At 28.4% G+C, this 15,884-nt stretch carries 9 protein-coding genes; 2 read left to right on the forward strand and 7 right to left on the reverse strand.

The annotated features are described in order from the left end of the window. Positions 1–73 precede the first annotated feature (73 nt). On the forward strand, positions 74–916 hold the full coding sequence (locus I2A75_RS13735) for a Cof-type HAD-IIB family hydrolase (RefSeq protein ID WP_195265453.1): 843 nt from the start codon (positions 74–76) through the stop codon (positions 914–916). A 57-nt stretch (positions 917–973) separates the two neighbouring features. Here I2A75_RS13735 and I2A75_RS13740 read toward each other — a convergent pair whose 3' ends face one another. Together I2A75_RS13740 and I2A75_RS13745 are read right to left on the reverse strand one after the other, a co-directional pair. Continuing rightward, positions 974–2,290: a nucleotide sugar dehydrogenase gene (locus I2A75_RS13740; RefSeq protein WP_195265455.1), complete on the reverse strand. Its 1,317-nt coding sequence runs from the start codon at positions 2,288–2,290 to the stop codon at positions 974–976. Between the two features lie 321 nt (positions 2,291–2,611). Next, entirely contained in the window at positions 2,612–3,790 is a 1,179-nt protein-coding gene (locus I2A75_RS13745; protein ID WP_195265457.1) for a DegT/DnrJ/EryC1/StrS family aminotransferase, read from the reverse strand. A 162-nt stretch (positions 3,791–3,952) separates the two neighbouring features. Here I2A75_RS13745 and I2A75_RS13750 point away from each other — a divergent pair, with 162 nt between their 5' ends. After that, positions 3,953–5,170 carry an O-antigen ligase family protein gene (locus I2A75_RS13750; protein WP_195265459.1) on the forward strand — a complete coding sequence of 406 codons (1,218 nt, stop codon included), beginning with the start codon at positions 3,953–3,955 and terminating at the stop codon, positions 5,168–5,170. A 381-nt stretch (positions 5,171–5,551) separates the two neighbouring features. On the opposite strand, the gene I2A75_RS13755 is transcribed toward I2A75_RS13750, so the two are convergent. From I2A75_RS13755 to I2A75_RS13775, 5 genes are all read right to left on the reverse strand, one after another. Next, on the reverse strand, positions 5,552–6,733 hold the full coding sequence (locus I2A75_RS13755) for a DegT/DnrJ/EryC1/StrS aminotransferase family protein (RefSeq protein ID WP_195265524.1): 1,182 nt from the start codon (positions 6,731–6,733) through the stop codon (positions 5,552–5,554). 530 nt (positions 6,734–7,263) lie between these two features. After that, on the reverse strand, positions 7,264–10,227 hold the full coding sequence (locus I2A75_RS13760) for a cell wall-binding repeat-containing protein (RefSeq protein ID WP_195265461.1): 2,964 nt from the start codon (positions 10,225–10,227) through the stop codon (positions 7,264–7,266). Positions 10,228–10,463: 236 nt separating this feature from the next. Then, positions 10,464–12,059, reverse strand: a complete 1,596-nt coding sequence (locus I2A75_RS13765; RefSeq protein WP_195265463.1) for a peptide chain release factor 3 — start codon at positions 12,057–12,059, stop codon at positions 10,464–10,466. A 1,446-nt stretch (positions 12,060–13,505) separates the two neighbouring features. Then, complete coding sequence (locus I2A75_RS13770) at positions 13,506–15,092, reverse strand: MFS transporter (RefSeq protein ID WP_195265465.1); 1,587 nt, start codon at positions 15,090–15,092, stop codon at positions 13,506–13,508. Beyond that, positions 15,082–15,882: an ABC transporter ATP-binding protein gene (locus I2A75_RS13775; protein ID WP_195265467.1), complete on the reverse strand. Its 801-nt coding sequence runs from the start codon at positions 15,880–15,882 to the stop codon at positions 15,082–15,084. The genes I2A75_RS13770 and I2A75_RS13775 overlap by 11 nt, the downstream gene beginning before the upstream one ends. Positions 15,883–15,884 lie beyond the last annotated feature (2 nt).

Raw genomic sequence — 15,884 nt, forward strand, 5'->3', positions numbered from 1 at the left:
TTTTAGCATTATAGTTTATACTAAATATAAAGAGTTGTTTTTGACTTAATTTTTTTCTTGGAGGGATATACATATGAAGCAAAATATTAAATTGATTTGCATAGACATGGATGGTACTTTATTAAATAGCAAACATGAAATTAGTGAAAGAAATAAAGAAGCTTTAAGAAAAGCAAATAGCTTAGGAGTTAATATTGCTATTACTACTGGAAGACTTTTTTGCTCAGCAAGATATTATGCTGATTTAATTGGAATCGATTCACCTGTTATAGGCTCTAATGGAGCATATATTAAGCATAAATATGATGACATAGCTATTTTAGAAAATCCTATTCCTAAGGATGTAGCTATTGAAATTTATAAGATTGTTAAAAAGCATGGATTAACTATTAACTTTAATAGCTGGGATACTCTTATAAGAGAAGATGAAGTTCCTGCAACTCATGCTTATACTATAATGAACAAATATTTACCAGACGATAAAAAAGTTAAATTTATAGTTAACAGTGATGTTATTAAAACAATAAATAACTTTGATGGAAAAATTCTTAAGGGTATTGTTATTGAAGAAGCTGAAAATAAGGATAACCTATGGGCAGCTAAAGATGAGCTTAAAGAAACCTTTGGTGATAAGCTTCATGTTGTTAGTTCTGGAACAGATAACTTTGAAGTTATGGTTGGAACTACATCTAAAGGAAATGCAGTTGCACATTTAGCTGATACTCTTAATATAAATCCACAAGAAGTTATGTGTATAGGTGATTCTGAAAATGATATTTCAATGCTTAAGTTTGCTGGAATTAGTGTTGCTATGGGCAATGGTCTTCAAATTGTAAAAGATATTGCTGATTTTGTAACTGACACTAATAATAATGATGGTGTTGCTAAGGCTATTGAGATGTTTGTTTTAAAATAATTTTTTAATAAAAAAGCTATGAGATCTTGTCTCATAGCTTTTTATAAAAATTTTAAATTATAATTTATAAATCTTTTCTCTATTATTAACAACGTTCTTAGTTGCATTTCTTGTATCATAAACAACTTTAGCTCTATCAACTATTTGTTCATAGTCATAAACTGTATGACCTGTTGTTATAACTACCATATCAGATTCATCGATAACTTCTTTCCAATCTACTGAATGATAAGTTTTTCCTTTGTATTTAGCAGTATCACAGAAAGGATCGTTAACTATGACTTCTGCACCATTCTTTTCTAATAGTTCTATAACTTTAAATGATGGTGATTCTCTATAGTCATCAATATCGTTCTTATATGCTAATCCCATAACTAATACTTTTGATCCATTTAAAGCCTTTTTATGTTTGTTTAATATCTTCATGATATTTTCTAAAACGAAATCTGGCATAGAATCGTTGATGATTCCTGATGTTTCAATAAGCTTAGTATGATAATCATATTCCTTAGCTTTCCATTCTAAGTAGAAAGGATCTAGTGGGATACAGTGTCCACCAAGTCCTGGACCTGGGTAAAATGGCATAAATCCATATGGCTTAGTTTTAGCAGCATCTATAACTTCCCATACATCTATTCCCATTCTGTTACAAAGAATAGCCATTTCATTTGCTAAACCTATGTTTATATTTCTAAATGTATTTTCTAATATCTTTTCCATTTCAGCTACTGCTGGTGAAGAAACTTTATGAATTTCTCCTTCTAACACATTTTCATATAAAGCAGCTGCTATTTCTGTACACTCTTCTGTGCATCCACCAACTACTTTTGGAGTATTTTTAGTATTGTAGCTCTTATTACCTGGATCTACTCTTTCTGGAGAGAATGCTAAGAAGAAATCTTCTCCACACTTTAATCCACTTTCTTCTAATATTGGTTTAAGTACTTCTTCTGTTGTTCCTGGATAAGTAGTACTTTCTAATATTACTATCATACCTTTATGTAAATACTTTGCAACATCTTTTGTTGAATTTACAACATATGATAAATCTGGTTGCTTATATAAATCAAGTGGAGTTGGTACGCAAATACAAACTGTATCTACATCTTTTATAAAACTAAAATCTGTAGTAGCTTTTAAAAGACCTTTTTCTGTTAATTCTTTTAATTCAGCATCTACAACATCTCCAATGTAGTTTTGACCATTATTAACCATTTCTACTTTTTGATCTTGAACATCAAATCCAATTGTTTGATATCCTGCATTTGCTTTTTCAACTGCTAAAGGTAATCCAACATAACCTAGACCTACTACACCAACTTTTGCAGTTTTATTATTTATTTTTTGTAATAATTCATCTTTTAAAACTGACATTACTTTTCCTCCTAATCAATTAAAAACTTGATAATTGATAATATAAAATTGTTATTTTTTTATTTTTTTAGATTATATATGTCTCAATTAATATCTTACAAGTTAACACTAGTAAATTATTAAATAATTAACACATGCTTGTTAAGTAAAATAGTAAAAGTAAAAATATTATATAAGTTAGTTTACTTCTAAATTGGGTCAAATATCATTAACTACAATTCTAAATATAATTAAATATTTGCAATTAAACTAATTTTCCTATATTAGTTTAGCATTTATTATAGTTTAATCAAATGTTAAATATTTATTTCAACTTATATATTATTTAACTTTGCTTATTATATACTCAACTTGCTCTTTTGTTAACTCTGGATATACAGGTATAGCAAAAGTTCTATGTGATAAGTATTCAGATACAGGCATATCCCCTTCTTTGTATCCTAAATCTTTATAAACTTTTTGAAGGTGTAATGGTACTGGGTAATATACACCTGTTGCAATTCCAGCTTCTTTAAGTTTAGTTAAAACTTCTTCTCTATTTTCAGATTGTAATATATACATGTGATATACATGTTCATTGTAGTCTTTTGCTACTGGAGTTACTAAATCACTATTCTGTAAAGCTTCATCATAAAGCTCAACTATTTCTCTTCTCTTTGCATTCCAACTATCTATTTCTTTTAACTTTACACTTAAAATAGCAGCTTGAATTGCATCTAATCTTGTATTGAATCCTATTAAATAGTTATAGTATTTAAGTGGATTATAAACTGTATCGTTTGCTCCTTCAGCAGTTTTAACTTCTTCTTCTATATTATTTAAAAGGTTATATGCCTTTTGGCCATTTTCTCCACTTCCGTGAGTTCTTAATGCCCTTGCAATAGTAGCAATTTTATCATCGTTTGTTACTATCATTCCACCATCGCCAGCACACCCTAAGTTCTTTGTTGGGAAGAATGAGAAGCACGCAACATCACCTAATGTTCCTATCTTTCTTCCTTTATATTTTCCACCTACAGCTTGGCAAGCATCTTCTATTACATATAAATTATGCTTTTTAGCTATTTCATTGATTTCATCCATATCTGCTGATTGACCAAATATATGTACAGGCATTATGGCTTTTGTTTTTGAAGTTATTTTTTCTTCTATTTTTGTTACATCTATATTAAAAGTTTCCTTATTTACATCTACAAATACAGGTGTCGCTCCTACTGCTGAAATAGCTTCTGCTGTTGCAAAAAAAGTAAATGGAGTTGTTATTACTTCATCTCCTTTGCCTATTTCCATTGATTTAAGAGCTAGTACTAGCGCATCTGTTCCATTTCCTACTGATATTGCATGTTTTACTCCTATGAAGTCTGCAAATTCTTTTTCAAAATCTGTTACTGTTTTTCCCATTATGTAATTAGCTGAAGATAATACTCCTAAAGCAGCCTTATCTAATTTTTCACCTAATGAATCATATTGAGCTTTTAAATCTATTAAAGGTATATTCATTGTTATACGCTCCTTTATATTTTTCTTTAAATATAAAACTAATATTAATATTTTACCACATTTATTTATAGATACAAACTTTTTTAATTGAAATTCTTAGACTATTGTGTAAGTAAATGTTAAAATTATACTATAAAATATTAATTTTAGGAGTGTGCATTGATGATTGATATAATTACTAATAAATTCTATTTGAAATTATGTTATATATTTATAGGTATATCATTTGCAACTGTTATATCAGATTTACCGTATTTCAACATTTTTAATAAAATAGTACTACTTATAGGATTAGCATTTACAGCTTTAAATCTATTAGAAATTACATTCTTTAAAAGAAGGAAAATTTATTATTTTGAAATATGTCTTTATATCTTTTTACTATTAACCTTATTTTTAAATTTTACTCAATATAAATTAAATGAAAACTTAAAGGTTTGGTTAGTTAATTTTATGATAATGACAGTTATCTTTTCAATTGATACTTATAAAAATAAGAAAAAACTTTTAAAGGAATTAAATATAATATCTTATTTTTATGTTGGATTGACATTTGTTACTTCCTTGGTTTCATTAATAATGATTTTTATGAATAAAGTAATAACTGTAGATTTAGGAATTAAGGATGATGCCCCTTTAATTTTAACTTATAAAGGGCTTTTCAAAAATGAAAATTCTTTTGGAATAGCTGCTGTTCTTTCTCTTTTTATAGCTTTGTATTTACTTCATTGCTCTAAAAATAAATATATAAGAACTTTTTTATATTCTAATATATTGATTCAAGCTATTTCTATATTTGTTGGAGGAGCTAGAAGTGCTTATTTCCCATTTATAGCTTTAGTATTTTTATTTTTAATCTTTAAATTCAAAAATATTTATTTAAGAATTTCCTTTGTGGTAATACCCATTATTATCTCAATAGTATCTTTCTTTACTCTTCCAGATAATATACTTCATAAAATATTAACTAGTAGAGAATATTTATGGCAAACTGCTCTTAGGCTGTTAAAAGTAGTACCCTTAACAGGTGTTGGATATGTAAATAAAGCTGGAAGGTTAAAGGACTTAAGAGTTACCTATCTACAAGGATTAGATGCTGGAGGATTACATAATATATTTTTTGAAATAGCTTGTGTTAATGGAATACCTGCAACAATTATATTTATACTTTTTATTATATTCTTATTTGTTTTCTTCATAAGAAAGTTAGACAAATTGCCACCTAAATTCAAACTTAAATATGGATATGTTTTTGCTTTATGTTTAGGAATAGTCTTAATTAACCTTATGGAAAGTAGCTTAGTTTATATAATTAGTTTTATATCTATAATATTTTGGATTTATTCTGGTTATCTCGTAGCTATCTTAGAAAAAGAATAGATTATTTCTTTATTAATTTATTCCTTACTTAATATTAAGTTTTAAAGATTTAGATTTTATTAAGCATTAATTTGTTTTTTATAAAATCTAAGTCTTTTTAATATTAACTAATAATATTAACTAATAATATTAACTAATAATATTAAGAATAAAAGCTAAGTATTTATAAACTGTCAATTTTACTTCTATCAGTTATAAAAACTTAGCTTTTATTTTAGTATTTAATATTACTTTTATATTCTATACTTTTAAAACTTTTATGATTTTAATCTCTATCAATAAGCTTTCAATAATTTATCAATAACTCTACAATAATATTATTATAAATTTGTATTATTTATTTGTAATATTATTTTAAATTTACATTCTTTATCTATAATATTACATATTCATTATATTTTTAACTTCTTTGACTAACTCTATTGCAATATATTCTACATCACTTAATTCTAATGTACTATAAACAGGTAGTGAAATTTCATTTGCATATTGAGCATATGCATTTGGATAATCTTCTATTTTATAGCCTAGATTTTTATAAAGCGTGAACATTGGTAATGGCTTAAAGTGAACATTCGTTGAAATTCCCTTTTCTGCTAATCTTTGAATAAGTATATTTCTCTTTTCTTCATTAAATCCTTTTATTCTTAATGGATATAGGTGATATGAACTTTCTGTACCTTCACCATATTCTGTAACTGGAATTATTGAAAAATCTTCTTTTTCTAAGATTCTTGTATAAGTATTAAAAATTTCTTTTCTATACTTTAGCATATCTTCATATCTTGTTAATTGAACTCTACCTATAGCTGCATTTATATCCGTCATATTGCATTTAAAACCATCTGTAATTATATCGTATTCCCAAGCTCCAGCTTTCATTTTAGATAATGCATCTTTTGATTGTCCATGTAATGAAGTAAACTTAAAGTCTTGGAATAAGTTTTCTCTTCCTTTAAAGTTATTATCGTTATATGTTATTGCTCCACCTTCAGCAGTTGTAAAGTTTTTAACTGCATGGAAAGAGAATGTATGAAAATCACATTGCGCTCCAACTCTTTGACCTTTATATTTTGCTCCAAAGGCATGAGCTGAATCTACAATTATAATTATATCTTCTCTATTTTTTTCTTTTAAAACTTCTTTTATTCTATCGTAATCACAAGGTACTCCTGCAAAATCAACAGGCATTATAACCTTTGTTTTTTCTGTTATTAAATCTCCTAGTTTATCATAGTCAATAAAGAAAGAATCCTTTGCTACATCACAAAATATAGGTTTTATACCTCTATGAACTGCTACACTTGCTGTTGCTGTATATGTGTAAGGAGTTGTTATTATCTCGTCTCCTTCCTTTATATCAAAAACCTTTAATATAAGCTCCATTGCTGCTGTTGCACTATTTAATGCTACAGCTTTATTTGATTCACAATACTGTGCTAATTCTTCTTCAAACTTAGCAAGAGTTGGTCCTGATGTTATCCATCCTGATCTTAAAACTTCTACTACTGCATTAATTTCTGCTTCAGTTATATCTGGAGGAGAAAACGGTATTTTTTTCACATTATCCATTCTTTTCAATCCTTTCATTCTATATCCTATACATTGGATACTTTTATCAACTATTCTTAAGTATATCAGCTTTATTTACAATTATATATTTATATATATTAAAGTTCAAGTTTGTTAAATTTTATTATACTTAAACTATGCTAATATAAACTATAATAAATATAATATTTAATTTCCTTATTACCTTTGTTAATTATTTCAAAATATATAATTGAAAATAATTAACAAAGGGCGCGGTCTCAGAAAGCTATTTGATATAAAATTTATTAAATTTCAAGTAGTTTTATTGCCTAAAAAAAGTTAATTTCTTATTTTTATAAAGGGTCTCACGAAACGCGAGCACCTTCTAAAGCATTGATTTTTACTAACTTAAACTCATTTTTAAAGTCAAATAGAAATTTTCAGCTAATATTTATATATACTCAAAAAGGGAAGCTCTAATTAGAACTTCCCTTCTTATCAGCTAATATCAAAATTAATTTTGATACAGCCCCTTTTAATTCCTATGTCTAATATATATTTTATTGAGCTACAGCAAGCAATCTTCTAAGGTTCTCTACAGCAGCCTTAGAAACTATTCCTCCAACTTGTACAATTGTATTAGTTGTTTTCCTGTCTAATACTGATTTTTGAGTACTAGTTAATTGAGCTTCAGCTATTACTACTGGTGATTCATTAAGTGCTGCAACTGGACCTGCTGTTAATGCATCAGCTAATTCTAATCCTTCTGTAACATAAACTTTGTTTACTACATCTCCATAGAATCTTTCTATAACTTTAGCATTTGTTTCATATCTATTTGCTCCACCTAATCTATTATTAGAAATATCTTGTTTAGTCATTGAATTTACTTGACTTAATACATTATCAGTTAATACGCCAGTTCCACCAATTAAATATGCATTATTTAACTCTTCTGATCTTAACCAGCTATTTACGCTGCTTGGAATACTATTTGGTTCTACTAATATTATAGGCATCTTATCTCTACCAGATACTGGTGCTATTGACATTGAATCTGCTTCTCCATATCCATTTGCTATAACTACATTTTCTACATCATAAAGATTTTGATCGATGTATTTAGCAACTTGAAGAGCTGTTTCGTATCTATTTATTCCACCTAATCTTGTAAATTTACTAATACCTAAATTACGTAATTGGTTTTCAACGGCTGGAGTTACTACTCCTGTTCCACCAACTATTATTACATTTTTTGCTCCAAGTCTTTTTATTTCATTTTGAGTTGCTGATGGAATTGAACTACTTTCAACTAACAATAAAGGACCTTTGTAATATGAAGCAATTGGAGTAGCTGCTAATCCATCTGGTATAGCATAACCATTTGAAATAACAATTGTTTCTGCTGAATTAAATGAACTTTTACTTAACTCTACAGCTGTTGCATATCTGTTTATTCCAGATTTAACTTCAACAGGTGGTAAGTATTCATTTGTCATACTCACATTACTTGCTAATATATATCCTCTATCATTCCAGTTATAGTTTCCATGATACTTATTATCAGGACCACCTACTCCTACTGGAGTATTTCTTTCTGGATATACTTCATAATAACTTTGTCCATTTATAGTAACTTGTTGCAAATTTGAAATTACAAATGGAGTATTTATATATGCACCATATTGATTAGTATCGTTAGTTACATTATATAATAAGGCTCCACTTCTATTTATAACTGAATTATTTGAAGTTGCAACACCAATTTGCTTAGAATTTGTATCTTTTAGATTACTATTTCCACCTGAAAGATATTTATCTATTTCATAAGCAAAGCTTGTTGCTTTTTCTCCCCAGAACGGATCTGAAGCATATTTAACATTTGTTCCTCTATTTTTATTTCCTAGGAAGCCTCCAAAATATCTCCAATCTGCAGGATCTGCATACCCTCTTGAAATGTAGTTTTTTGTAAAGTCTACTACTGAATCTTTTGGAGTTGCAAAGTTATCTGCTGATTCTCCTGGAGCTGAATCATATGCTTTTAAACCAAAAAGATTATTTTTAGTTTGAGCAATTGTTGACATTCCATAAGCTGATTCATTAATAGAAACTCCTAATGCTAATAATGCATTTACTCCATAACTGCTTTCAGCATCTTTAAATGCTTGTCCTAATCCTCTAAGCTTTGAACCAGGTTGTGTATTATTATTTATATATCTATCTAGATCCTCTGCAGAATAAACAGTTTGACTTCTAAATGGTAAATTTAAATAATAAATATAGTATGGACTTCCACTATTAACAGAATTAGATCTTACTCCAGATCTATAGTCCTTAATTAAAATATCTAATTTGTTTGCTATATCAGTTTCACTATTATGATTGTATTGATAAAAATACTTTCCATCATAACTTAAGTATCTAACACCTTCTTTTAAAAAGAATGGCGCTTTACCTAATATTTTTTCATAACCAGTAACTCCAGTTAAATCATAGCTAATAAAATGAACTAATTCTCCATTTTTCACGGTATAATAGCTTGGATTTTTTGCTTGACTTAAAGGCACTACTCTCATATCATATGTACCTGATGCTGTATTGTTATTTATCCAACCTTCATATCCATTTATCATCACCTTTGCTGATGTACCACTCATATCTAAAACTGGTGCATCATCCATATATCCTGGATTAACATAAGTAAATGCATTTTGCAAACTAGAATCTGTATGCATATTTACTGTTCCAGAAATCACGCTATTATTGCTATACTTTATTACTCTTGCCATTTGATTTGTTGAGTAAACAACTTGTCCAGAATAATTTATTACTGCTGGATCTTGATTTTCTTTTGTAGATGGATCAAGACTTTTAGCTGCACTAACTGCTTCATCAAGTTCATCATAGGCTTCAACAAATTCATAGCTTCCATCAGAGTTAGCAATAGTCAACTCATAATTTTTATCTGTCATTGGTTCTAAAACTTCTAAATTTTCTAAAGCTTCTTGTTTTAATTTAAATTCTTCTCTCTCTAAGCTTACTGAAGAAATTACAGAATAACTTCTTAAACGAGTATTTATTTCTTTTACTTTTGTGTACTTAGTACCTTTTAAAGTATTAGTAGATTCTTCTTTTTTAACTTCTTCTTTAATAGAAGTTTCATTATTTGAAGTCGCAGAATCTTCTTTACTTTCCTCTACTTCCGTAGTACTTTCAGTCTTACTTTGCTCAGTTGAATTTTTTTCTTCTGAAGTATTATTTTGAGCTTCATTATTTTGAGTTGAATCTTTTTCATTATTTAAAAGCTCTTCTCCATTGTTTGTTTCCTTCTTTTGCTCTTCTTCTTCCCCATTATCTTGAGAAGATTGTACACTACTTGTTATTGAATTTGTTGATTCATCAGCACTTTTTTCTTCAACAACTGAACCTGGATTGTTTGTTATTGCTTTTGCACTTATATTAGGAACTATAAATGCTACTATCAATAATTGCGCCACTAATTTCTTAATTTTTTTAAATGACACCTTCCCACCTCCCTTTCAATTTATAGCTTACCAAATTATGTAACTAATTTCAACCTTTTATCCTATAAATACACATTTTCAATCATTTTACTTCAGTTATAGTTACAACATTATTAGAGTATTTTCTTTTACACTTATTATAAATAAATGAAATTCTAGATTTAAATTTGTAAATTATTTAATGAAAAGTGAAAAGATGACTAATCTATTTAGCCATCTTTTTTTTTATTTATCTATTATTCATCACTCTTACCAACGCCAGATAATACTAATCCTTTATTGTGGTCTAATGCCCAGCTAATACCCCAGTCATTTTGGAATATAAGGATATTTCTATCTTTAAAGTCTTTAACCTTCTTAGTATCTGAAGTTAAGTTTAGTTTTTCCATATCAACATCTTTGTTTTCTATCCATCTTACATATCTAAATGGAAGTCTATCCATCTTGATATCAACGTTGTATTCATTTTTTAATCTGTATTCTAGAACTTCAAATTGAAGCACACCAACAACTCCAACTATTATTTCTTCCATTCCTATAAATAGTTCTCTAAATACTTGTATTGCTCCTTCTTGAGCTATTTGAGTAACACCTTTTACGAATTGTTTTCTCTTCATTGTATCTACTGGTCTTACTCTTGCAAAGTGTTCTGGAGCAAATGTTGGAATCCCTTCAAATTTAAATTTCTTTGATGGTGCACATAAAGTATCTCCTATTGAGAATATACCTGGGTCAAATACCCCAATTATATCTCCAGCATATGCTTCTTCAACTATTTCTCTATCTTGAGCCATAAATTGTTGTGGTTGAGCAAGCTTAATCTTCTTGCCACCTTGCATATGATAAACATCTTCACCTTTTTCAAATTTACCAGAACAAATTCTCATAAATGCAATTCTATCTCTATGAGCCTTATTCATATTTGCTTGAATCTTAAATACAAAAGCAGAGAAGTTATTATCAAATGGATCTATTTCTCCTATGCTTGAGTTTCTTGGAAGTGGTGATGTTGTCATTTCTAAGAAATGCTCTAAGAATGGCTCAACACCAAAGTTTGTTAAAGCTGATCCAAAGAATACAGGTGTTAATTCTCCTGATTTAACTTTTTCTAAATCAAGCTCATCTCCAGCTATATCTAAAAGTTCTATATCTTCCATTAACTTATCGTGTAGAGCTTCTCCTAATATTTCTCTAAATTTAGGATCGTCTACTGAACCTTCAACTGCATCTACAGCACTTTGACCGTGATTTCCTGCTGAGAATGCTATGATTCTATTGTTATCTCTTTCATAAACTCCTTTAAAATCCTTACCAGAACCTATTGGCCAGTTCATTGGGTATGTCTTTATTCCAAGCTCATTTTCTATTTCTTCTAATAATTCAAATGGATCTTTAGCTTCTCTATCCATCTTATTAACGAATGTAAAAATAGGCATTTCTCTAAGAGATGCAACATGGAATAACTTCCTTGTTTGATCTTCTATACCTTTTGCTCCATCTACTACCATTACAGCGCTATCTGCTGCCATAAGAGTTCTATATGTATCTTCTGAGAAGTCTTGGTGACCTGGTGTATCTAATATGTTTATACAGTGATCTTTATAGTTAAATTGCATTACTGAGGAAGTAACTGAAATCCCTCTTTGCTTTTCTATTTCCATCCAGTCTGATACTGCATGAGTAGAAGCTTTTCTTGCCTTAACTGAACCTGCAAGCCTTATTGCTCCTCCATATAACAAGAACTTTTCTGTTAAAGTTGTTTTACCTGCATCTGGGTGAGATATAATAGCAAAGGTTCTTCTTTTTTCTATTTCATTTATATAATCTGCCAAATTAGCTTCCTCCTTAAAATTAAATTAAGTTTTATCTCTATTTCTCTAGTAATTCATTATACCCTAAAGTTTAATAATTTAAAATGAAAATTTTATATATAAATTGCAAAGCAATTTATAAGTTAAATGTTAAAGGTAAAAGAATTAAAAAGTGAAGGAAGTTTTGCTAGTCAAAACTTAAATTATATAAGTTCAAGGCACTTTCTATGCAAAACAAAAAGATAAATTTAAGACACTTTCTACTCCCAAAATCCCTTAAGGATTTTTTCATTAACTTTTTTCTAACACTTGGCTAACTTTTCACTTTTTACATCTTCGCTATTCCCTCTTCACTATTCACTAATAAATGCTATCATGTTCTGTTTTAAAAACGTGTTGGTATTATTATTCGTAACAAAATAGTGAAAAATGAAATAATGAAAAAGAAAAGGAAAGTTAAAAATTAAAAATGAAATGTTGCGAGATTAAGTATGTTTTGCTATAGGTTTGCGAGATTAAGGATGTTTTGCTATGGAAAACTTAAGCTATAAGCGCAAAGCATTTTCCATTCAAAAATTTCTTAAAAAATTTTTTTACTACCGCTTCACTATCTTTTCACTTTTTCCCATTTCACTCTTCACCAATAACAGCTATCTTGTTGTGTTTTAAAAACGTGTTGGTATTTATCCATGATGTAGTTGTCTATAGTAATCTGTTTTAAAAACGTGTTGGTAGATTTCTATTGTAACCTGTTTAAAATCTTATTGCTGAAATTTATTTATATATTTTTTCTACATATAATAGCTAATTCCTTTAATATCTAATTCCTTAAAATATAAATATCGCTACAAACAATTTCATATATTTATCCTATTTAATAAATTTTATCATATATGTTTTCCAAACAGTCTCTGCTAATCTGATTACATCTAATATAATATAATGAAATATAATACAATATAATTTTATTTAATATTTGTCTGAGCTTATGAATCCCAATAAAACTTTTTTCCATTAATATAGACATAATCTTATTTAATATTTATCTCTTTAAATTATGTCACCCACATTTTTTTAAAACAGACCCTGATAGTATTTTTTTAACACTATCATCTTCTCTTGTATTTTTCTTTAGAAGTTATACCAACAACACGTTTTTAAAACAGATGCCAATAGTCTTTTTTCATACAATATACTTTTATTTCTTGTTTCTTTTTATAAACCATGCCACCAACATTCTTTTACAACAGAACATAATAGTATTATTTCACATAATATTATCTTCTCTTGTGTTTCTCTTTATAATTATGCCAACAACACGTTTTTAAAACAGACTATGATTCTTCTTTTACATATAACATAAGTTTAAATTTGCATATAATTAATTTTACTATTATTATCTTACTACTATTTATTTTTCTTATTAATTTTTACTAGTACTTGCTTATTATAGTTTTACTAGTTTTACTACTTTACCTCTCTTACGTTCCACTTAACAAACATAATAAGAGCAATATTTGCTATGGCTGTTATAAGTAAGATTACTCCTATTGGCATTCCTGTATCTATTATTTGTCCATATAATAGTTGCCCTGGTGCTACGCTTATTGTTGCTATTGCTGTTGAAAAGGCTGAAACTCTTCCTAGCATTTCTAGTGGAACTTCTTTTTGTATAAATGTTAGTGTTAGCACATTTGATAATGAAAGTGACATCATTATCGCAAGTCCACCAATTGCAAATAAAAACGCTATTGTATAGTTATTTGCTTTTATTCCACCTAAAGTTGACATTAATATAACACCTGCAACCATTGGGAAATATGTATAGTGTACCTTTTTTATTTTAAACATATTTGGTTTTACACTTATCCAGAAGCCTCCAAGTATCATTCCTAAAACGCATATTCCTTCTACTATTCCATATATCTCTGAAGGTAAGCCTAAGAAAATATTTATAAAATATGGTGCTAATATTGTTAATACTGGAACTAAGAATATATTGCATAATGCATATGAAGCTATAATTCCAAGAACAACTTTTTTATCTTTTGATAGATATTTAAAAGTTTTACCCATATCTATAAATGAATTTTTTATAAACTCCATTGATAGTATTTTAGATTTATCTGAATTTCCTTTTATATTTTCAAATTTTATTTTTGCTTCTTTATTTTCTTTTATGACTTCAGAAACTGTTACCACTTCTTTGTTTCCTTTTATGATATCTTTTGCATTTTCAGATATAACTGCAACTTCTTCATTTTCTTCGGATCTCAGGGATGCTGCTACTCTTTCCTCTAATTCTGAAGTTCTTGAATCTAACATAGTCGTCGCTAATTCTGTAGTTACTATATTTTTCTCTAAAGTAACTACATCATTTAATCCTACTTTTGATTCTACTTCTGTAGGTACTGCATTTTTTTCTAAAGTAACTACATTATTTGATTCTACTTTTGATTGTAGTTTTGATTCTACTTCTTCACTTACTACTACATCTGGGATATCTAAGAATAATTCCATTATTGCAGATACAAAAAAGCTTATTGCATTTATTATAACTATTGCTTTTATTCCAACTATTCCATATAAAACACCAGCAAGTATTGGTCCTGCAAAATTTACTATTGAGCCAACTTGGTTTATTACTCCATTAGCACTTGTTAACTTATCTTCTTCAACTATTTGAGGAATTGATGCTGTAACTGCTGGTCCATATAATGTAAAGCAAATTGATAGCATAAACATTACTACAGCGACTATTACTTCATGGTCTCTACCATTAAGTAGTATTATTGCATATCCTCCAATTAAAGCTGAACAGAAGAAATCTAAGTAAACCATTATCTTTTTCTTATTTACACGATCTGATAACGTTCCTGCAATAGGTGCAAAAAGAATATATGGTATTGTTGATATTGCTAATATATTTGCAAAGGTAGCTGTGCTACCTGTAAATTCTAGTAGATATAGAGACATACTGAATCTTTGAATAGCATTACCAAATAAAGATATAATTTGTCCTATAACTATTATTATAAAGTTTTTATTTTTCATGGTCACCCCTCAGAAGTTCGTATTCCATACATATTGGGTATTCACCATTTTCGCTAACTTGAAGATGTGCTTCTACCCCATATATTTCTTTTAATGATTCTTTTGTTATTACGTCTATTGGTCTTCCTTCACAAATTACTTTTCCTTTTTTAAGACCAATTATATTATCTGCAAATCTACAAGCATTGTTTAGCTCATGAAGAACTATTACTACTGTAATTTGCTTTTCTTTATTTAATTTTTCTAATACTTCTAATACCTCAAGTTGATATGACATATCTAAATATGTAGTTGGCTCATCTAGCATGATAATTTCTGTTTCTTGTGCCAAAGTCATGGCTATCCAAGCTCTTTGTCTTTGTCCTCCAGATAAGTTTTCGACTTCTCTATCTGCAAACTCAGAAAGTCCTGTTTCTTCTATTGCCCAGTCGATAACTTCTTTATCATGTGAATTCAATCCACCTATCATTTTTTGATGTGGAAATCTTCCATATGCTACAAGTTCTCTTACTGTAAGACCACTTGGGCACACTGGTCCTTGAGGAAGAAATGCTACTTCTCTTGCTATTTCTTTTTCTTTTACCTTCTTTATATTTTTATTATTTATAAAGATATCTCCGTTCTTTGGCTTATTTATTCTTGCTATAGTTTTTAGAAGTGTGGATTTTCCGCATCCATTTGCTCCAATTATAATACTGATTTTTCCTTTTGGTATACATAAGTTCATATTCTCAATTATTACATTGCTTTCATATGCAACACTTAAGTTCTTTACACTAATAGCTTCCATAA

This window comes from Clostridium sp. 1001275B_160808_H3, assembly GCF_015550425.1.
In the GTDB taxonomy this organism is placed as follows: Bacteria; Bacillota; Clostridia; order Clostridiales; family Clostridiaceae; genus Clostridium.